Source organism: Pseudomonas sp. NPDC089996, from assembly GCF_044748405.1.
In the GTDB taxonomy this organism is placed as follows: domain Bacteria; phylum Pseudomonadota; class Gammaproteobacteria; order Pseudomonadales; family Pseudomonadaceae; genus Aquipseudomonas.
Map to the genome: position 1 here is coordinate 1 of NZ_JBIVGA010000008.1, position 19,858 is coordinate 19,858.

Annotated in this window: 15 protein-coding genes; 11 read left to right on the forward strand and 4 right to left on the reverse strand. The window is 63.5% G+C overall.

What is annotated here, in order from left to right; translation table 11 throughout:
* Positions 1 to 108: 108 nt before the first annotated feature.
* From dnaQ to ACIPW4_RS15450, 3 genes are read right to left on the reverse strand one after another with little or no spacing between them, the layout of a single operon-like run.
* Entirely contained in the window at positions 109 to 867 is a 759-nt protein-coding gene (dnaQ, locus tag ACIPW4_RS15440) for a DNA polymerase III subunit epsilon (protein WP_400659163.1), read from the reverse strand.
* Positions 868 to 918: 51 nt separating this feature from the next.
* On the reverse strand, positions 919 to 1,365 hold the full coding sequence (gene rnhA, locus ACIPW4_RS15445; protein ID WP_400659164.1) for a ribonuclease HI: 447 nt from the start codon (positions 1,363 to 1,365) through the stop codon (positions 919 to 921).
* Positions 1,366 to 1,378: 13 nt separating this feature from the next.
* Positions 1,379 to 2,152, reverse strand: a complete 774-nt coding sequence (locus ACIPW4_RS15450; protein ID WP_400659166.1) for a class I SAM-dependent methyltransferase — start codon at positions 2,150 to 2,152, stop codon at positions 1,379 to 1,381.
* An 85-nt stretch (positions 2,153 to 2,237) separates the two neighbouring features.
* Between ACIPW4_RS15450 and gloB the strand changes: the two genes are divergently transcribed.
* The 9 genes from gloB (at position 2,238) to ACIPW4_RS15495 (ending at position 13,084) form a co-directional block, all read left to right on the forward strand.
* Positions 2,238 to 3,017 (forward strand): hydroxyacylglutathione hydrolase, encoded by a 780-nt coding sequence (gloB, locus tag ACIPW4_RS15455; RefSeq protein ID WP_400659665.1) that lies wholly within the window; start codon positions 2,238 to 2,240, stop codon positions 3,015 to 3,017.
* Positions 3,018 to 3,117: 100 nt separating this feature from the next.
* Positions 3,118 to 4,542, forward strand: a complete 1,425-nt coding sequence (locus ACIPW4_RS15460; protein ID WP_400659168.1) for a transglycosylase SLT domain-containing protein — start codon at positions 3,118 to 3,120, stop codon at positions 4,540 to 4,542.
* Positions 4,543 to 4,776: 234 nt separating this feature from the next.
* On the forward strand, positions 4,777 to 6,606 hold the full coding sequence (locus ACIPW4_RS15465; protein ID WP_400659170.1) for an extracellular solute-binding protein: 1,830 nt from the start codon (positions 4,777 to 4,779) through the stop codon (positions 6,604 to 6,606).
* Complete coding sequence (locus tag ACIPW4_RS15470) at positions 6,603 to 8,429, forward strand: extracellular solute-binding protein (protein ID WP_400659172.1); 1,827 nt, start codon at positions 6,603 to 6,605, stop codon at positions 8,427 to 8,429. Before ACIPW4_RS15465 ends, ACIPW4_RS15470 begins: the two co-directional genes overlap by 4 nt.
* A gap of 1 nt (position 8,430) precedes the next feature.
* Complete coding sequence (locus tag ACIPW4_RS15475) at positions 8,431 to 9,504, forward strand: microcin C ABC transporter permease YejB (RefSeq protein ID WP_400659174.1); 1,074 nt, start codon at positions 8,431 to 8,433, stop codon at positions 9,502 to 9,504.
* A 1-nt stretch (position 9,505) separates the two neighbouring features.
* Positions 9,506 to 10,525, forward strand: coding sequence for an ABC transporter permease (locus tag ACIPW4_RS15480; protein WP_400659175.1), 1,020 nt, complete (start codon positions 9,506 to 9,508; stop codon positions 10,523 to 10,525).
* 1 nt (position 10,526) lies between these two features.
* Positions 10,527 to 12,128 (forward strand): ABC transporter ATP-binding protein, encoded by a 1,602-nt coding sequence (locus tag ACIPW4_RS15485; RefSeq protein WP_400659177.1) that lies wholly within the window; start codon positions 10,527 to 10,529, stop codon positions 12,126 to 12,128.
* Between the two features lie 312 nt (positions 12,129 to 12,440).
* Complete coding sequence (locus ACIPW4_RS15490) at positions 12,441 to 12,683, forward strand: hypothetical protein (RefSeq protein WP_400659179.1); 243 nt, start codon at positions 12,441 to 12,443, stop codon at positions 12,681 to 12,683.
* 137 nt (positions 12,684 to 12,820) lie between these two features.
* A complete protein-coding gene (locus ACIPW4_RS15495; protein ID WP_400659181.1) occupies positions 12,821 to 13,084 on the forward strand; it encodes a DUF3077 domain-containing protein in 264 nt (87 codons plus the stop codon).
* Between the two features lie 425 nt (positions 13,085 to 13,509).
* Here ACIPW4_RS15495 and ACIPW4_RS15500 read toward each other — a convergent pair whose 3' ends face one another.
* On the reverse strand, positions 13,510 to 15,612 hold the full coding sequence (locus tag ACIPW4_RS15500) for a TonB-dependent receptor (protein ID WP_400659668.1): 2,103 nt from the start codon (positions 15,610 to 15,612) through the stop codon (positions 13,510 to 13,512).
* A gap of 279 nt (positions 15,613 to 15,891) precedes the next feature.
* Here ACIPW4_RS15500 and ACIPW4_RS15505 point away from each other — a divergent pair, with 279 nt between their 5' ends.
* Both ACIPW4_RS15505 and ACIPW4_RS15510 read left to right on the forward strand, forming a co-directional pair.
* Positions 15,892 to 18,822 (forward strand): aminotransferase, encoded by a 2,931-nt coding sequence (locus ACIPW4_RS15505; protein WP_400659182.1) that lies wholly within the window; start codon positions 15,892 to 15,894, stop codon positions 18,820 to 18,822.
* A 62-nt stretch (positions 18,823 to 18,884) separates the two neighbouring features.
* The gene (locus ACIPW4_RS15510; RefSeq protein WP_400659183.1) at positions 18,885 to 19,790 is read left to right on the forward strand and encodes a LysR family transcriptional regulator; all 906 of its coding nucleotides are present in this window, start codon (positions 18,885 to 18,887) and stop codon (positions 19,788 to 19,790) included.
* Positions 19,791 to 19,858 lie beyond the last annotated feature (68 nt).

Here is a 19,858-nt window from a genome sequence, read left to right on the forward strand (position 1 = left end):
GTCTGTACTGCTGCGAACAGTCAGAAGCGAGCTATGTCCCTCCTCCTCCCTTCAAGTCCTACCATACAAGCGGGCTTGCCCGCGAAAGGGCCGGTACAGGCTTACGAATCAGCCAGCCGGTGTCTCTGTCAGGGCCTGCCACATCGATGGCCCGCCCGCCGACTTGGCCACCGCCGCCAGCCGCTCGGCATGCGCTTCGAGTTCTTCGGCGCTGGCCATGATCACCCGCCCCGGCGCACGCCCGACGATGCGGCGGATTTCACTGCCACCGGCGCCCTGCCCATCGTCCTCGGCATCGGCCCCATGCCCGGCCAGCGACAGGCTGGTCTGACCACCGGTCATCGCCAGGTAGACGTCTGCCAGCAACTCGGAGTCGAGCAATGCGCCGTGCAGCTCACGGCCAGAGTTGTCGATGTCGTAGCGTTTGCACAGCGCATCGAGGCTGTTGCGCTGCCCCGGGTGACGAGAACGGGCCAGCAGCAGGGTGTCGAGGATGGTGCAGTGGTTGGCAATGTCGGCGCGGTCGCCCTGCCCCAGCAAAGCGAACTCGTTGTTGATGAAGCCGACGTCGAACGCCGCGTTGTGGATGACCAGGGTGGCGCCCTGGATGAATTCGAAGAACTCTTCGGCGACATCGGCAAAACGCGGCTTGCCGACCAGGAATGCATCGGTAATGCCGTGGACGTTGATCGCGCCCTCGTCACTTTCGCGGTCGGGCTGCAGGTAGACGTGGAAGTGCCGCCCGGTCAGGCGCCGGCCCATGACCTCGACACAGCCGATCTCGATGATCCGGTGGCCTTCGCCGACCGGCATACCGGTGGTTTCGGTATCGAGAATGACCAGGCGTTTATCTTGCTGCTGCTCCACGCGGGGCGCTCCAACTTGCATCAGTTACAAAGGCGGCGATTGTACCGCAGCTCAGCGCTTGGCGCGCACTTCCTCGACGCCGCGGTTGGCCAGCTGGTCGGCGCGTTCGTTGCCGGGGTGGCCGATGTGCCCGCGCACCCACTTCCAGGTGACCTTGTGGCGGTTGACCTGCTCGTCGAGCAGCTGCCACAGGTCGGCGTTCTTCACCGGCTCCTTGGTTGCGGTCTTCCAGCCGCGCTTCTTCCAGTTGACCATCCACTCGTTGATGCCCTTCATCACGTACTGCGAGTCGGTGGTGAGCACCACTTCGCATTCACGCTTGAGCGCCATCAACCCCTGGATAGCGGCCATCAGTTCCATGCGATTGTTGGTGGTTTCGCGCTCGCCGCCCCACAACTCCTTCTCGACGCCCTTGAAAACCAGCAGGACGCCCCAGCCGCCAGGGCCGGGGTTGCCCTTGCAGGCGCCATCGGTATACATCTCGACGCTATCGCTCATGTACCACTCATGTTCAGTGCTTATCGGTATCGGGGTTCGCGGCGGTACGGTTGACCTTGGCCAGTGGCAGCGGCAGCAGCTTGCCCATCGGCTCGCGGCGCGCCTGACGCAACGGTCGCAAGCCCACTACCATCTTGCGTGCCACCAGCAGGTAGACCCCGCCACCGGCAGTCTGCCGGCCGCCCGCCATCCGCTCCCAGCCAGCCAGGCGTTGCTGCCAGGCCGGCGAAGTGAGGGGCGGACGATAGCACCCGAAGCGGCGTTTCTCCAGCGCGAAGCCCAGCAGGTTGAGCCAGTCGCCCACCCGTGACGGCGAGATGCAGCGCGCCTTGCGCAGGGCGCCATGGCTGAAGAAGTGGCGCATGCCCCAGCCGCTCCAGGGGTTGATCCCGACGATCAGCAGGTGCCCGCCAGGGCGCACCGCGCTGGCCGCCTCACGCAGCAGGCCATGGGGCGACAGGCTGAAGTCCAGGCCATGCTGCAGCACCACCACATCGGCGGCGTGCTCGCTCAACGGCCAGGCCTGTTCCTCGCAGACAATCTCCACCCCGGGCAACGGTGCGCCAAGGCGCACGTTGCGCTGCACCTGTGGTGCGCTGGGCGGCGCCTCGGCACAGGGGCCGTAGTGCACGAGATAACCACCGAAGAAGCGCCCGAGCTCTTCTTCAAGCAGTTTTTCTTCCTCCCTCAGCATCAGCTGGCCGAGTGGGCCATTGAACCACTCACGGGCCAGGCTGATCAGTTCGACCCATTCCGGGTCGGCCTGGGCAAAGGCTTGGTCGGTCATTGCGCTCTCCCTCGAAGGTTCTCGCACCGCGCCATCGCGGCTAAGATGCCTTCATGTGCCACGCCTGGCGATACGGATCCGCATCATGATACAGATCGACGCTCTACCCGCTTTCTCCGACAATTACATCTGGTTGTTACAGGATACTGCCAAACGCCGCTGCGCGGTGGTCGACCCTGGCGATGCCGGCCCGGTGGAGGCCTGGCTGACCGCCAACCCCGGCTGGGTGCTGGACACCATCATGGTGACTCACCACCACCATGACCATGTCGGCGGAGTCGAACAGCTCAAGCAGAAGACCGGTGCCCGCGTCTGCGGGCCGGCCCATGAGCAGATCCCCGGGCGCGACCTGGCGCTGGATGAGGGCGACCAGGTCAGCGTGCTGGGCGTGACCTTCCAGGTAATGGCCGTGCCGGGGCACACCTTGGGGCATATCGCCTACTACAGCGGTCAGCCGGCAACACCGCTGCTGTTCAGTGGCGACACGTTGTTCGCCGCCGGGTGTGGGCGGATGTTCGAAGGCACGCCGGAGCAGATGCAGCCTGCCCTCGCCCGCCTTGCAGCACTGCCGGAGCAGACCGAAGTCTATTGTGCCCATGAGTACACGTTAAGCAACCTGCGCTTTGCCAAGGCCGTGGAGCCCACGAATCCGCACGTTCAACAGCGATTCGATGACGTTACCCGGTTACGCGCCGAAAATCGCATCACATTGCCATCAACGATCGGCCTCGAGCGCCTGACCAACCCCTTCCTGCGTACCGCTGAAACATTAGTTAAACAAAAAGCTGACGAATGGAAGGGACATTCAAACCACTCGCAGGTCACTGTTTTTGCTGCTTTGAGGTCTTGGAAGGATACCTTCTGATAACCTCAAGATATATCGCAAGGGGATGTCAACGGTTGACCCAAGCGGGTGCGGTTTCTAGAATCGCCGAAATTTTTCGCCCGGAAACCTGTCTCAGCCGATGTCTTCCCGTAGCCGCAGAACCGCTCATTCAGTCGCCCTGACGCGCCTGGCCCAAATCAGTGCGCTGGCGCTGGCCGCCACCCTGGTGGGCTGCCAGAGCACCCGTCAGCTCGACGAAACCGACAGCGTTCGTGCGCATAGCTACCAGGCACGGATCAAGCACAAACCAGCGCCACTGGCGGTCAAACCCGCCGAGCCGCCACAGGATGTGTGGGAGCGCATGCGCCAGGGCTTCGCCCTGCAGGACAGCATCGACGTCAACCCACGCATCGAGCAGCAGCGCCTGTGGTTCGCCAGCAACCCGACGTTCATCGAGAGCGCTGGCGAACGCGGCAGCCTCTACCTGCACTATATCGTCGAGCGCCTGGAAGAGCGCGACATGCCGCTCGAGCTGGCGCTGTTACCGGCCATCGAAAGCGCCTACAACCCGATGGCCTACTCGCGCGCCAGTGCTGCAGGAATGTGGCAGTTCATGCCCGCCACCGGCCGCCATTTCAACCTGCGCCAGACCAATTTCTACGATGGCCGTCGCGACATCACCGCGTCGACCAACGCCGCGTTGGACTACCTGACCCGCCTGCATGACATGTTCAACGGCGACTGGCTGCTGGCCCTGGCCGCCTACAATGCCGGCGAAGGTACTGTCAGCCGGGCCATCGAGCGCAACGAGAAGCTCGGCCTGCCGACCGATTACTGGAACCTGCCGCTGCCGCAGGAAACCCGCGACTATGTGCCCAAGCTGCTGGCTTTGTCGCAAGTGGTGTCCACCCCTGAAGCCTACGGCGTGAACCTCAACCCGATCGCCAACGAGCCCTACTTCGAAGCGGTGGCCATCAACGACCGCCTCGACCTGTCGCGGGTCGCCGCCTTCGCCAATATCGACGAAGACGAGCTGATCCAGCTCAACCCTGCCTTCAAGAAACGCATGACCGTGGATGGCCCCAAGCAATTGCTGGTGCCCACCGCCAAGGCACAACTGCTCAGCGCCAGCCTGTCCAACCTCAAGCCCGAGCAACTGGTCAGCCTGCAGCCGAACAAGGCCGTGTTCGCCGCCGCCGTGGCAGAAGCCAAGGGGCCGGCAGCCCGCAGCTACCGTGTCAAGCGCGGCGACAGCCTGAGCAGCATCGCCAGGGCCAACCGGGTTGCGGTCAGGGATATCCAGCGCTGGAACAAACTGCCGGGCAACCGCCTCAGGGCCGGCCAGGTTCTGGCCCTGCGCGGCGGCAAGGCGCCGAGTGCGGCAGGCAATCGCGTGGCGGCCTCCGGCAAGCGTTCCACCCAGTACAAGGTGCGCAAGGGTGATTCGCTGTATCTTGTAGCCAAACGTTTCAACGTCGAGATGCAGCACCTCAAGCGCTGGAATCCGCGCAGCGGGCATGCGCTCAAGCCAGGCCAGACCCTGACCGTCTACCTCTCCCACTAAGCCGAACGGGGCCCTTGTAGGAGCGGCCTTGTGTCGCGAAAGGGCTGCAGAGCAGCCCCAGCAATATTGGCATTACAGCTGAAATCCTGGGGCTGCTCTGCAGCCCTTTCGCGACACAAGGCCGCTCCTACAAGGCACAGCATCCCATAGCCTACCGCCCCTCTCTTTTTCCATACCCGCCAAGCTGTTACTGTACCCCGACCCAAGCCCAACGCCTCTGGATCGGATGCCGACTTGATACGTCCCCTCCTGCTGTCACTCAGCCTGGCCTTGAGCTTCCCCGCCGTCGCGATGGTGAGCGAAAGCCACGGATACGCGCAGTTCGGCACGCTCAAGTACCCAGCCACATTCACCCACTTCGACTGGGTCAACCCGCAAGCGCCCAAGGGCGGCACCTTGCGGGCCATGGCATTCGGCACCTTCGACACGCTCAACCCCTACACCTTCAAGGGCACCAGCCCGGTCACCACGCCCAACTTCCTGCAATACGGCGTCAGCGAGCTGAACGAAACGCTGATGGTCGGCACCGGCCAGTACGACCCGTCCGGGGACGAGCCCACCTCCAGCTACGGCCTGATCGCCCGATCGGTGGAATACAGCGAAGACCGCAGCTGGGTGGTGTTTAACCTGCGTCCGGAAGCACGCTGGCATGACGGCGCACCGATCACCGCCGACGACGTGGCGTTCTCGTACCGTACCCTGCTCAAGCAAGGCCACCCGATCTACCGCACCAACTTGCAGGAAGTGCAGCGCGTCGACGTGCTCGGCCCGCTGCGCATCCGCTTCGTCTTCAAGCGCGCGGGCAACCCGCTGCTTATCCTGCGCTTGGGCGAAATGCCGGTGCTGCCCAGGCACTACTGGCAAAAGCGTGAATTCGAAGCCACCACCTTCGAGCCGCCGCTGGGCAGCGGGCCGTATCGCATCACCCAAGTGCAGCCTGGTCGGCGCCTGGTGTTCGAGCGGGTAAAGAACTACTGGGGCAAGGACCTGGCGGTGAACCGTGGCAAGTACAACTTCAACCGCGTCGAATACGAGTTCTACCGCGATGCCACCGTGGCCTTCGAAGCGTTCAAGGCCGGTGAATTCGACATCTACATCGAGCACCAGGCGAAAAACTGGGCCAACGGTTACAACTTCCCCGCCGTGCGCCGTGGCGAGGTGATCAAGGCACAGATCCCGCACCGCATCCCGACCCAGACCCAGGGCCTGTTCATGAACAGCCGTCGGGCCACCTTCAGCGACCCCAGGGTGCGCCAGGCACTGGGCCTGATGCTCGATTTCGAGTGGACCAACCGTGCCCTGTTCAGCAGCGCCTACCGCCGTGCGACCAGCTATTACCCCAACAGCGAGTTCACCGCCACCGGCGTGCCGACCGGCAAGGAATGGCTGCTGCTGGCGCCGTTCCGCGACCAGTTGCCCGACAAGCTGTTCACCCAGCCCTACCAGGTCAGCCACACCGACGGGCGCGGCATCGGCCGCCAGACCTTGCGCCAGGCCCTGGGCCTGCTCAACCAGGCTGGCTGGAAGCTCGACGGTCAGCGTCTGGTCGACGCCAAGGGCAAGCAGTTCAGCATGGAGCTGCTGCTGGTGAACCCGAACCTGGAACGCATCCTGCAACCCTATGTCGAAAACCTGGCCAGCATCGGCATCGACGCGCACTTGCGCACCGTTGACCGCGCCCAGTACAAACAACGCCTGGACCAGTTCGATTTCGACATGATCCTGATGACCCTGAACCAGACCTTGAGCCCGGGCCTCGAACAGTGGCTGTACTTCCATTCCAGCCAGGCCGCGACCAAAGGCAGCAAGAACTATGCTGGGGTCAAGGACCCGGTGGTCGACCACCTGCTCGACACCTTGCTGGCCGCGCGCACCCGCGACGACCAGGTCGCCGCCGCCCGCGCCCTGGACCGCGTGCTCTCATGGCAGTACTACATGATCCCCAACTGGTACCTCGACAATCACCGCCTGGCCTACCGCAACCGGTTCGCCTTCGTCACCACACCGCCCTACACCCTCGGGCTGAATACCTGGTGGATAAAGCCTTCGGAGAAAGCCAAATGAAGCCGACGCATCGCCTGGCCTGCAGCCTGCTGTTCGCCTGCCTGAGCCTGCCCGCGCTGGCCGCGCCGCAACATGCACTGACGCTCTACGACGAGCCGCCGAAGTATCCCGCCGACTTCAAGCACTTCGACTACGTGAACCCGGACGCGCCCAAGGGCGGCACCTTCCGCCAGTCCAGCTTCGGCGGCTTCGACAGCCTCAACCCGTTCATCAACAAAGGTGTCTCGGCCGACTACGTCAGCATCATCTACGACACCCTGATGCGCCAGAGCCTGGACGAGCCGTTCACCGAATACGGCCTGGTTGCCGGCAAGATCGAAAAGGCCCCGGACAATAGCTGGGTACGCTTCTACCTGCGCCCCGAGGCGCGCTTCCACGACGGCCATCCGATGCGCGCGGAAGACGTGGTATTCACCTTCAATACGCTGATCAAGGACGGTGCACCCTTGTACCGCCAATACTACGGCGACGTAGCCGAAGTGGTCGCCGAAGACCCGCTCAAGGTGCTGTTCAAGTTCAAGCACACCAACAACCGCGAATTGCCGCTGATTCTCGGCCAGCTACCGGTGCTGCCCAAGCACTGGTACCAGGACCGCGAATTCACCCGCGGCAACCTAGAGCTGCCACTGGGCAGCGGCCCCTACAAGGTCGCCGAGGTCAAGGCCGGCCGCTCGATTCGCTATCAGCGGGTCAAGGACTACTGGGCCAAGGACCTGCCGATCAATCGCGGGTCGTATAACTTCGATGCCATGACCTTCGATGTCTACCGCGACAACAACGTGGCGCTCGAAGCACTGAAGGCCGGTGCCTTCGACTACGAACTGGAGATGAGTGCGAAGAATTGGGCCACCGCCTACGACGTGCCCGCCGTGCGCGACGGCCGCCTGATCAAGGAGGAAATTCCCAACGGCAACCCGGTAGGCATGCAGGGCTTCATCTTCAACCTGCGCAAACCTGTGTTCCAGGACGTGCGGGTACGCAAGGCGCTGAGCCTGTTGTTCGACTTCGAATGGACCAACAAGCAGCTGTTCAACGGCGCCTACATCCGCACCGACAGTTACTTCGAGAACTCCGAAATGGCCGCCAGCGGCCTGCCCTCGCCGGCCGAGCTGAAAGTCCTCGAACCGTTGCGCGGCAAAGTCCCCGACGAGGTGTTCAGCAAGGCGTTCGCCAACCCGGTAAGCGATGGCAGCGGCATGATCCGCGAGCAGCAGCGCCAGGCCTACAAGCTGCTCCAGGAAGCCGGCTGGAAAATCGTCGACGACAAGATGGTCGACAAGGACGGCAAGCCGGTCAGCATCGAATTCCTGCTGGCGCAGACCCAATTCGAACGCGTGTTGCTCCCCTTCAAGCGTAACCTCTCCGACCTGGGGATCGGGTTCGAGATCCGCCGCGTGGACGTCTCGCAATACATCAATCGCCTGCGCTCGCGTGACTTCGACATGATCGTCGGTAATTTCCCGCAATCCAATTCGCCCGGCAACGAACAGCGCGAGTTCTGGTCCAGCGCCGCCGCCGACAACCCGGGCAGCCGCAACTTCATCGGCCTGCGCGACCCGGCCATCGACCAGCTGGTGGAAGACCTGATCAATGCCGACTCGCGCCAGAGCCTGATCGACCACTGCCGCGCCCTCGACCGCGTGCTGCAGTGGGGCTACTACGTGGTGCCCAACTGGCACATCAGGACTAACAGGGTGGCCTACTGGAACCACATCGGCCACCCGAAAGTGTCGCCCAAGTACGACGTAGGCATCGACACCTGGTGGATCAAGCCCGAGGTGACCCCGGCGGTCAGCGAAACGCCTGCGCACGAGGCCAACTGACATGCTGGCCTATATCCTGCGCCGCCTGCTGCTGATCATTCCGACCCTGTTCGGCATCCTGATCATCAACTTCATCATCGTCCAGGCTGCCCCCGGCGGCCCGGTGGAACAGATGATCGCCAAACTCGAAGGCTTCGAGGGCGCCACCAGCCGCATCGCCGGTGGCGGTGCCGAAGTTTCGGTGGCCGGCTCCAACTACCGCGGCGCCCAGGGCCTGGACCCTGCATTGATCGCCGAGATCGAGCGCATGTACGGCTTCGACAAGTCGGCGCCCGAACGGCTGTGGATCATGATCAAGAACTACGCCCAGCTCGATTTCGGCAACAGCTTCTTCCGCGACGCCAAGGTCATCGACCTGATCGCCGAGAAGATGCCCGTGTCGATCTCGCTGGGGCTGTGGAGCACGCTGATCATGTACCTGATCTCGATCCCGCTGGGGATCGCCAAGGCGGTCCGCCACGGCAGCCACTTCGACGTCTGGACCAGCTCGGCGATCATCGTCGGCTACGCCATCCCGGCGTTCCTGTTCGCCATCCTGCTGATCGTGCTGTTCGCCGGCGGCAGCTATTTCGACTGGTTCCCGCTGCGCGGACTGACGTCCAACAACTTCGACGAGCTGTCCACCACCGGCAAGGTGCTGGACTACTTCTGGCACCTGGTGCTGCCGATCACCGCGCTGGTGATCGGCAACTTCGCCACCATGACCCTGCTGACCAAGAACAGCTTCCTCGACGAGATCAACAAACAGTACGTGGTCACTGCCAAGGCCAAGGGCCTGAGCCGGCCACGGGTGCTGTACGGCCATGTGTTCCGCAACGCCATGCTGCTGGTGATTGCCGGTTTCCCGTCAGCATTCATCGGCATCTTCTTCACAGGCTCCCTGCTGATCGAGGTGATCTTCAGCCTCGACGGCCTGGGCCTGATGAGTTTCGAAGCGGCGATCAACCGCGACTACCCGGTGGTCTTCGGCACCCTGTTCATCTTCACCCTGCTCGGGCTGGTGGTGAAACTGATCGGCGACCTGACCTACACCCTGGTCGACCCCCGTATCGACTTCGCCAGCCGGGAGCACTGACATGGCCCTCTCCCCCCTCAACCGCCGGCGCTTCGAGCGCTTCAAGGCCAACCGCCGAGGCTGGTGGTCGCTGTGGCTGTTCCTGATCCTGTTCGGCCTGAGCCTGGGTGCCGAGCTGATTGCCAACGACAAGCCGATTGCCGTGCGCTACGAAGGCTCATGGTATTTCCCGGCGTTCAAGCGCTACCCGGAAACCACCTTCGGTGGCGAGTTCCCGCTGGAGGCCAACTACAAGAGCCCGTACATCCGCGACCTGCTGGAGAAAAAAGACAGCTTCGTGCTCTGGGCGCCGATCCCGTTCAGCTACCAGAGCATCAACTACGACCTGCGCGTGCCCGCCCCGGCGCCGCCCTCGGCAGACAACTGGCTGGGCACCGACGACCAGGGCCGCGACGTACTGGCGCGGGTGATCTACGGCTTCCGCGTGTCGGTGCTGTTCGCCCTCACGTTGACCGTGCTCAGCTCCATCATCGGCGTCATCGCCGGTGCATTGCAGGGCTTCTACGGCGGCTGGGTCGACCTGGCCGGGCAGCGTTTTCTGGAAATCTGGTCCGGCCTCCCGGTGCTCTACCTGCTGATCATCCTCGCCAGCTTCGTGCAACCCAACTTCTGGTGGCTGCTGGGCATCATGCTGCTGTTCTCGTGGATGAGCCTGGTGGACGTGGTGCGCGCCGAGTTCCTGCGCGGGCGCAACCTGGAATACGTGCGCGCTGCCCGTGCCCTGGGCATGCGTAATGGCGCAATCATGTACCGGCATATCCTGCCCAACGCCATGATTTCGACCATGACCTTCATGCCGTTCATCCTCACCGGTGCCATCGGCACCCTGACCGCGCTGGACTTCCTTGGCTTCGGCCTGCCCCCTGGCGCACCGTCGCTGGGCGAGCTGGTGGCGCAAGGCAAGTCCAACCTGCAAGCCCCGTGGCTTGGCATCAGCGCCTTCGCCGTGCTGGCGATCATGTTGAGCCTGCTGGTGTTCATCGGCGAATCCGCCCGCGATGCCTTCGACCCGAGGAAGTGAAATGAGCGAACAGAACCTGATCGAAGTGCGCGACCTGGCCGTGGAGTTTGTCACCGGCGACCAGGTCAACCGCGTGGTCGACGGCATCAGCTTCAACATCCGCAAAGGCGAGACCCTGGCGCTGGTCGGCGAGAGTGGCTCTGGCAAATCCGTTACCGCGCACTCGATCCTGCGCCTGCTGCCCTACCCGCTTGCCCGCCACCCCAGCGGCAGCATCGGCTATGAAGGCAAGGACCTGCTGCAGCAGAACGAAAAGACCCTGCAACGTATTCGCGGCAACCGCATTGCGATGATCTTCCAGGAGCCGATGACCTCGCTGAACCCGCTGCATTGCATCGAGAAGCAGATCAACGAAATTCTCCTGCTGCACAAGGGCCTGACCGGCAAGCAAGCCACCGCACGCACGCTGGAGCTGCTGGAAATGGTCGGTATCCCCGAACCGCACAAGCGCCTCAAGGCCCTGCCCCACGAATTGTCCGGCGGCCAGCGCCAGCGGGTGATGATCGCCATGGCGTTGGCCAACGAGCCGGAGCTGCTGATCGCAGACGAGCCGACCACCGCGCTCGACGTGACCGTGCAGTTGAAGATTCTCGACCTGCTCAAGGAGCTGCAATCGCGCCTGGGCATGGCCCTGCTGCTGATCAGTCACGACCTCAACCTGGTGCGCCGCATCGCCCACCGCGTGTGCGTGATGCAACGCGGGCAGATCGTCGAACAGGCCGAGTGCGCCACACTGTTCAGTGCGCCGCAGCATCACTACACGCAGATGCTGATCAATGCCGAGCCCAGCGGGTTGCCTGCGCACAACCCGGTTGGGGCACCATTGCTCGAGGTGAATGACCTGAAGGTATGGTTCCCGATCAAGAAGGGCCTGCTGCGCAAGACCGTCGACCATGTGAAGGCGGTGGACGGGATCAACTTCAGCCTGCCCCAGGGGCAGACCCTGGGGATCGTCGGCGAGTCCGGCTCGGGCAAGTCGACGCTGGGGTTGGCGATCCTGCGGTTGATCTCCAGCCAGGGCGGGATTCGCTTTCATGGCCAGCAGCTCGAAGGCATGAACCAGAAAGAAGTGCGGCCGCTTCGCCGGGAAATGCAGGTGGTGTTTCAGGACCCTTTTGGCAGCCTGAGCCCGCGCATGTGTGTGGCGGATATCGTTGGCGAAGGATTACGGATTCACAAGATCGGCACGCCTGAGGAGCAGGAAGCCGCAATCGTTGCGGCGTTGGAGGAAGTGGGCCTGGACCCGCGCACCCGCCATCGCTACCCCCATGAGTTTTCCGGTGGCCAGCGCCAGCGTATCGCCATTGCCCGGGCGTTGGTGTTGAAGCCTGCGCTGATTCTGCTGGATGAGCCGACCTCGGCGCTGGACCGTACGGTGCAGCGGCAGGTGGTGGAGTTGCTGAGGAATTTGCAGGCCAAGTACAACCTGACGTACCTGTTCATCAGCCATGACCTGGCGGTAGTGAAAGCGCTGAGTCACCAGTTGATGGTGATCAAGCATGGGCATGTGGTGGAGCAAGGGGATGCGCGGGAGATCTTCCATTCGCCGCAACATGTTTATACAAAGCAGTTGCTGGAGGCGGCGTTTTTGGGGGATGTCTGAAGCATATAGAATCAGATTTAACCGCTAGCTTGTAGTCCATTTCCCAAAGATACTCTGGGCGCTCTTTTTCCGTTGCGGCTGTGAGGGTTGAGCCCTAGTCTCGGTTGGTCGCTGAACATCAGCGATACGGCTTTGACAGGCCGGAACTGAAAGATGAGCACCCGGTTCGCCCTCAATGGCGGCTGTGCGTGTGGGCACGCTCGCGTGCGCCGGTCTTTCCTTCTTCCACCGGTCTGTCAACCCGCGCACAGCTGCCACCCAACCGTTTGACAGCGGAAGGATGGCAGCGAAACCGGAAAGAAGGAGATGTTTATGCTGAAGATTGTCCCCGATCCACCCCTCGATTTAACTTCCCTCGAAGACACGCTCATACAGGCCGCAGACTACGCGCTCTGTGCAGCGACCGTGGTGCAGCAGGCGTTACTGCTCCAGCCTAAATCACCGTCGTCGATCCTGATGATGACCTCGATGCACGAGATGGAAGCGCTACGGGCTTTGCTCGAATCGGCGCTGATCCAGGTGCAGATGCCCAGCGAGCCTCGGACCTTGCACTGAGGCTTAGGTGATGTGCTGCCAGTTCTGGCCTCTTCGCGGGCACGCCCGCTCCCACAGGGGTACGCGATTCCCTGTGGGAGCGGGCGTGCCCGCGAAAGGGCCAGGCCTGGCAGTCGAGTAGTTTCAGGGAGATAACGATGACCACAGACAACATCCCATGCACCGTCGGCAAGACCACCTTCTGCCAAGGTAAACACCAGACTCACCCACTGTTCCGCATCGAACCCGGCATCCCCTGCCGCGATGCCCGCGAGCAAGCATCGGAACTGATGGGCTATGTGCGGGAGTTGACCATCCTCGGCCTGATGGACGAGAAGCCGATGATGATCTGGGCCTCGCATTACCTGAGCGCTATGGCAAAGGCGCTGATGGATGATGCCGAGCTGGGCATGAGGCATTGATGGACCGGGCATGAGTCCGTGTCTGGGCCACCAGGTGCCTGGCTTGGCATTTTCAGCGCCTACCAGATCGAGCGCCGCCCGCGCGGCGCATCGCGGGCAAGCCCACACATCTGTTTCGGGCCAATATCTCCTGTGCCGCCAACAGGATCCGCCTTGGTGCATGACTGGAGACAGGTGAAGCGGCATCAGCGACCACGGAGATGCATCGCCATGCCAACAAGGCGGTCCCTGTTGGCTTTACAGGAGTGACTGGCCCGAAACAGATGTGGGAGCGGGCTTGCCCGCGATGCGCCGCGCGGGCGGCGCTCGATCTCATAGGCGCTGCACATCTGTCGGCGAACACCTGTCAGCCCTGCTGCGATCGCGCGACGGGCACCCCACCCTTTCGCAACTCAAGGTCGCTCCTACAGAGCACAGCCCGGAAGTCAGAAATCGATGGTCCCGGAGAACTTCACCAGCCGCGGATCACCCTGGGTCAGATAACCGCCGTTGGCCGAAGCCCAGTAATTCTTGTCGGTCAGGTTCTCGACATTGACGCGCAAGGTCAGGTCCTTCTCCGCCACTTTCAGCTTGTAGCGGGCGCCGGCATCGAAGCGATTCCAGGTCGGAATGCTGACATTATTCGCCGCATCGACGTACTGCCCGCCGGTACGCAGCATGCGCGCATTGAGCGCAAGGCCCGGCACCCCCGGCACATCCCAATCGACGCTGGCATTGAGCTGGAAGGTCGGCACGCCGATGGCGTGATTGCCGTCGTTGGTACCGTTTGCGGTCTTCTTCTGCTCCGAAGTCATGCGCGTGCCACCGGCCATCAGGCGCAGGCCTTCAATGGGCTCGCCGAATACGCTCAGTTCCAGGCCTTTGTTGACCTGTTCGCCGTCGCGGTAGTAGCGATCACCCAGTGTGTAGCCATCGGACGGTTTTTCGATGCGGAACACGGCCAGGTTGGCGCCGTAGGTCTGCTTGTCGAACTTGATGCCGGCTTCCAGCTGCTTGGTGCGCCCTGGCGGGAACATCTCGTTGGCGTTCACCACGTTGGCCGGCGCGGACGGGCCTTGGGCCAGGCCTTCGATGCGATTGGCGTACAACGAGATGCTGTCGGTTGCCTTGAACACGATGCCGTACACCGGCGTGGTGATCGATTCGTCATACGGGTCACCTTTGCGGCTGCCATCGTTGGCCGGATTGGCAACGCCCTTCGAGGTGCTGCCATCGTAGGTGTAGCTTTCCACCCGAAGCTGTTGGCGGCGAAGGCCGTAGGTCAGCAGCAAGCGGTCATCGAACACGCCAATCGTGTCGGAAATGGCGATGCTGCGGGCACGGGTCTTGCCGGTCACGCCCGGGTCGCCCATGTCACCGCCGGTGCTGGTGACGGTGCCAGGCTTGGCCTGCTGCACGGTGTCGTAGATATTGGTGCTGATCGGCGAATAGAACGTGTAGGCGTTCTCGGCCTGGGTCCACATCGTATTGGCGCCCAGCGCGATCTGATGGCTGATCGGGCCGGTCTGCACGCGGCCGTTCAGGCCTGTGCTGAAGCTGGTGTTGTCTTCGCCATGGACAATGTCCGAAGGTGTCATGGTGGCCGCGCCGCTGTTGCCGGTCAGCACGGGCGTGCCGTAGGTGCCCTGCTCGCGGGTATGGCGTGCGCCGCCTGCCAGGTAGGCGGTCCAGCTGTCGTTCAGGTCCCATTCGCCACGGACCATGCCGAAGGTGTCCTCTGCCTCGCTGTAGCTCCAGCTCTGCCCATAGTTGTGGTCGGCATCTGGCGCGGTCGGGGCCTTGGTCGTGGTGGTGCCCAGGCGCACCGAGTTGCGCAGGTGGTTGACGCGCTGCTTCTGGTAACCGATGTCGGTCGAGACGCGGAAGTTGTCGCCGCGGTAGTCCAGGCCTGCGGTGAACAGCTTGGTGCGCTGGTCCTGGTCGTCGACAGCGGTTTCGCCTTCGCGCTGGCTGAGGTTCAGGCGAGCGCCGAAGCGATTGTCTTCACCAAAGCGCTGGCCGATATCCAGGTGCTCGCCGACACGGCCGTCGCTGCTGATGTCCTGGGTATAGCGACGGGTCGGTATGTCACCGGCGCGCTTGGGCTGCAGGTTGACGTTGCCGCCCAGGCCAGTACCGGTCGGGCTGACGCCGTTGAGGAAGGCGTTGGGGCCCTTGAACACTTCGACCCGCTCGACGCCGTCGGTGGACATGATCTGCCGCGGCAGGATCCCATACAGGCCATTGAAGGAAATATCGTCCCCCGCCAGCGGCAAGCCACGGATCACGAAGACCTTGGACTGGTTGCCGAAACCATACGACTCGCGCACCGAGGGGTCGTTGGCCAGCACGTCGCCAATGTCTTCAGCTTGCTGGTCCTCGATCACCTTGGCGGTGTAACTGTTCATGGTGAAAGGCACGTCCATGTAGTCCTGGTTACCCAACACCCCCATCTGGCCACCGCGGGCGACCTGGCCGCCGGCGAACTCCTCGGGCAGCGCGGCCGGGTGTGCCTTCAAGGCGTCGGCGTTGACATCGGTGGCCTCCAGCTAGATCGGCTCGGCAGCTTGCGCCATCAGGGTTACAGAGCAACAGATCGCCAGTAATGCAGGGCGTGAAGGAAAACGGGAGGGCATTGGGTAATTCCTGACAGCGATGAGAGTAGGAAACAGGACATGAATGGTAATGCTTCCCATATACAGATATCAAATTTCTGAACAGTGCATAACGCCATCATTCATCAAAAATACTGATTACGATCGTCTTTCATCATCAGCCAAATACGTCATAGAGTCGTTGCAGTCACCCCTGCATCAACGGTAGAGCCCATGCCCAGCCCACAACAAAAATCCGCCTCCCCCGCCCTCGACAAGCTGATCCAGCGCTCCAGCCTGCCCAGCCCGATACTCGACCCAGCCGAGGCACATGCACTGCTGCAGACGCACTACGGCCTGGAGGGTGAATTGACGGCGCTGGGCAGCCAGCAGGACCTGAACTTCCGAGTGGATGCAGCCCAGGGTCGCTTCGTGCTGAAGGCCTGCCACGGCAGCTATGCGCAGGTCGAGCTTGAGGCGCAGCATGCCGCCCTCGCCTACCTGCGTGATCAACATCTGCCGGTGCCCGCCGTCCGTCCGGCGCAAAATGGTGAAACCTTGCTCGCCGTGGAGATTGCCGAACAACCGCTGCGCGTGCGCCTGCTGGACTACATCGACGGCCAGCCGCTGACCCGCCTCAAGCACCTGCCCCCACAGCTGATGGCCGAACTGGGCGGGCTCTGCGCACGCCTGGACAAGGCCCTGGTCAATTTCGACCACCCGGGCTTGGCACGCACCCTGCAATGGGACCCGCAGCACGCCCCGGCGCTGATCGAGCACCTGCTGCCAGTGCTACAGGACGACGCGCAGCGTGCACGCATCGAACAGGCCACACGCCTCGCCTCTCAGCGCCTTGCGCCCCTGCTCGGCAAGCTGCCGACCCAGGCCGTGCACCTGGACATCACCGACGACAACACGGTGTGGGCCCGCAATGAGCAGCGCCAGTGGCAACTGCAGGGCGTGATCGACTTCGGCGACCTGATGCACACCTGGCGCATCGCCGACCTGTCGGTGACCTGCTCGGCGCTGCTGCACCATGCCGAAGGCGACCCGTTGCGCATCCTGCCGGCCGTCAGCGCCTACCAGGCCCACAACCCGCTGACCGAGGCCGAACTGCGTGCCCTGTGGCCATTGGTGCTGAACCGGGCAGCGGTATTGGTGCTGAGCAGCGCGCAGCAGCTGGCCGTGGACCCGGGCAACCAGTACACCCGTGACAACGTCGCCCATGAATGGGAAATCTTCGACACGGCTACTGCAGCGCCTTTCGCTCTGATGGAGGCCGCCATTCTCCAGGCGGCCGGCCTGCAAGCCGACGCCGCGGACCTGACTGCCTGTGCGCCGCTGCTCCCCGAGCTGGCCGGCCAGCCGGTGACCCGCATCGACCTGGGTGTGCTCAGCACACATTGCGAGGCCGGCAACTGGGAACAGCCCGGCTTCGACCAGCAGCGGCTGACCTCGCAGCCAGCGCCGGCCTGCAGCCTGCATGGGCAGTATCGCCTGTCGCAGACCCATATCGACCGCGCCGAAGAGCCTGCCACCTGCGCGCTGGGCGTGGAGCTGCATGTGCCCAACGCCTGCCTGGTACAGGCGCCCGAGGGGGGTACCTGGCAACGCCATGGCGACAGTCGCGGCTGTCTGCGCACGCCGCACTGGGCCTTGTGGCTGCAAGGCCTGGAAGGTACCCCGGCGGATGGCCAGGCAGTGAGCAAAGGGCAAGCGCTGGGCAGCAGCTGCGGCTTGCTCAGCGTCCAGCTCTGTCTCGACCCGCACATCCAGCCACCGTTCTTCGCCACACCGTCACACTCGGCCGCCTGGCTGGCCCTGTGCCCATCCCCTGCCGCGCTGCTGGGCTTCGATTGCGATGCCGAGCCGTTGCCCGACCCGCAGGCCTTGCTGGCCCGTCGCGACGCCAGCTTCGCCCGTTCGCAGAAGCACTACTACCAGCAACCGCCGCAGATCGAACGCGGTTGGCGCAACTACCTGATCGACCTGCAGGGCCGTTCGTACCTGGACATGCTCAACAATGTCGCCGTGCTCGGCCACGGGCATCCGCGCATGGTCGCCGAATCGGCGCGCCAATGGTCACTCCTGAACACCAATTCGCGCTTCCACTACGCCGCCATCACCGAGTTCTCCGAGCGCCTGCTCGACCTTGCACCCGAGGGTTTCGACCGGGTGTTCATGGTCAACAGCGGCACCGAGGCCAATGACCTGGCGATCCGCCTGGCCTGGGCCTACAGCGGTGGCCGCGACCTGCTCAGCGTGCTGGAGGCCTACCACGGCTGGTCGGTGGCTACCGATGCCATTTCCACCTCCATCGCCGACAACCCGCAGGCCCTCGAAACCCGCCCGGACTGGGTGCACCCGGTGGAAGCGCCGAACACCTTCCGCGGCCGCTTGCGCGGCGCCGACACGGCCACCGGCTACCTGCGCGACGTCGACGCCAAGCTGGCCGACCTCGATCGCCGTGGCCGCCAGCTGGCCGGCATCATCTGCGAGCCGGTGTATGGCAATGCCGGCGGCATCTCGCTGCCGGCCGGTTACCTGCGTGAGGCTTACGCCAAGGTGCGGGCACGGGGCGGCGTGTGCATTGCCGATGAGGTGCAGGTCGGTTACGGCCGCCTGGGCGAGTACTTCTGGGGCTTCGAGGAACAGGGCGTGGTGCCCGACATCATCACCATGGCCAAGGGCATGGGTAACGGTCAGCCGTTGGGTGTGGTCATCACCCGCCGCGAGATCGCCGAGGCCCTGGAGGCCGAGGGTTACTTTTTCTCGTCGGCCGGCGGCAGTCCGGTCAGCTGCCGCATCGGCATGGCGGTGCTGGACGTGATGCAAGAGGAAGGCCTGTGGGACAACGCCCGCGACACCGGGCGCTATTTCAAGGCGCGCCTGCAGGCACTGGTCGACAAGCACCCGCTGGCCGGTGCGGCCCATGGCTCGGGTTTCTACCTGGGGCTGGAGCTGGTGCGCAACCGTGAAACCCTGGAGCCGGCCACCGAGGAAACCATGGCGCTGTGCGACCGCCTGCGCGAATTGGGGATCTTCATGCAGCCGACCGGCGATTACCTGAACATCCTCAAGATCAAGCCGCCGATGTGCACCACACGGGCGAGCGTCGATTACTTTGTCGACAGCATTGACCAGGTGCTTGCCGAAGGCCTGTAAGGGGCTGTCAACCGGGCCGGCGAGTGTTCATACTTTCCGGCCTCCTCCTCAGGTTTGCGGACATGGCCTTCAGCAGCGACTCCCTGGCAATCTTCCTCGCCGTGCTGGAGGCCGGCTCGTTCTCTGCCGCCGCGCGCAAGCTGGGGCGTGTGCCGTCAGCCGTGAGCATGGCAATTGCGCAACTGGAAGCAGAGCTGGACCTGGCCCTGTTTGACCGCGCCACACGTAAAGCCCTGCCTACCAGTGCTGCCCTGGCGCTGGAGCCACAAGCCAGGCAGGTGATCTGCCAGCTCAACCTGCTGGACGCCCAGGCCCTGCAACTGCACCAGGGGCTGGAAAAGCGCCTGACCATCGCCATGGCCCCGGAGCTGCAGACCGGCCGCTGGAGCCAGCCACTGGAAACCCTGGCGAAGGAATTTCCCAGCCTGGAGATCGAAGTGCGCTCGGCGACCCAGACCGAAGCGGTGCGCCTGCTGCATGAAGGCAGCGTGCAACTGGCGCTGGTGTTCGAACGGCCCGGGATCGATGAGCGCGAGTCCTTCCTCGAAGCGGGCAGCCAGCTGCTGGTGGCGGTCGCTTCACCGCGTCACCCGGCCGGCAGCCACAGCGGTACGCCGCTGCCTGAGGAAGCCTTGGCCGAGCAGCGGCAGATCATCGTGGCCTCGGGCAAGGCCACCGGCTCGGACCCGCGCATGGTGCTGTCGCGGCGGATATGGTTGACCGACAGCTATCTGGCGACGCTCGATCTGGTGCAGTCCGGTTTGGGCTGGGCGTACCTGCCACAGCCATTGGTGGAGCCGCTGATTGCATCGGGCGCACTGGCCGAGGTGCGCTTTGACAACATGGCCAGTCGGTTGCGGTTGTGGGTGGACATCATCTGGCTGAAGCCACGACCGTTGGGCCTGGGCGCCAGGCGCTATCTGGAGGTCATGCGCCAGTTGTTCGAAAAAGAACCCCCCAGGGCTTGATATCACGCGATCCATTGTAGGAGCGGCCTTGTGTCGCGAAAGGGCTGCAACGCAGCCCCTCGATTTCA

What these genes read in the sequence shown, in the direction of transcription:
- ACIPW4_RS15470 (WP_400659172.1), top strand. Translation starts at nt 6,603, where the DNA reads ATGAAGCCGACGCATCGCCTGGCCTGCAGCCTGCTGTTCGCCTGCCTG.
- gloB (WP_400659665.1), top strand. Translation starts at nt 2,238, where the DNA reads ATGATACAGATCGACGCTCTACCCGCTTTCTCCGACAATTACATCTGG.
- ACIPW4_RS15475 (WP_400659174.1), top strand. Translation starts at nt 8,431, where the DNA reads ATGCTGGCCTATATCCTGCGCCGCCTGCTGCTGATCATTCCGACCCTG.
- ACIPW4_RS15480 (WP_400659175.1), top strand. Translation starts at nt 9,506, where the DNA reads ATGGCCCTCTCCCCCCTCAACCGCCGGCGCTTCGAGCGCTTCAAGGCC.
- ACIPW4_RS15460 (WP_400659168.1), top strand. Translation starts at nt 3,118, where the DNA reads ATGTCTTCCCGTAGCCGCAGAACCGCTCATTCAGTCGCCCTGACGCGC.
- ACIPW4_RS15490 (WP_400659179.1), top strand. Translation starts at nt 12,441, where the DNA reads ATGCTGAAGATTGTCCCCGATCCACCCCTCGATTTAACTTCCCTCGAA.
- ACIPW4_RS15450 (WP_400659166.1), bottom strand. Translation starts at nt 2,152, where the DNA reads ATGACCGACCAAGCCTTTGCCCAGGCCGACCCGGAATGGGTCGAACTG.
- rnhA (WP_400659164.1), bottom strand. Translation starts at nt 1,365, where the DNA reads ATGAGCGATAGCGTCGAGATGTATACCGATGGCGCCTGCAAGGGCAAC.
- ACIPW4_RS15510 (WP_400659183.1), top strand. Translation starts at nt 18,885, where the DNA reads ATGGCCTTCAGCAGCGACTCCCTGGCAATCTTCCTCGCCGTGCTGGAG.
- ACIPW4_RS15505 (WP_400659182.1), top strand. Translation starts at nt 15,892, where the DNA reads ATGCCCAGCCCACAACAAAAATCCGCCTCCCCCGCCCTCGACAAGCTG.
- ACIPW4_RS15495 (WP_400659181.1), top strand. Translation starts at nt 12,821, where the DNA reads ATGACCACAGACAACATCCCATGCACCGTCGGCAAGACCACCTTCTGC.
- ACIPW4_RS15485 (WP_400659177.1), top strand. Translation starts at nt 10,527, where the DNA reads ATGAGCGAACAGAACCTGATCGAAGTGCGCGACCTGGCCGTGGAGTTT.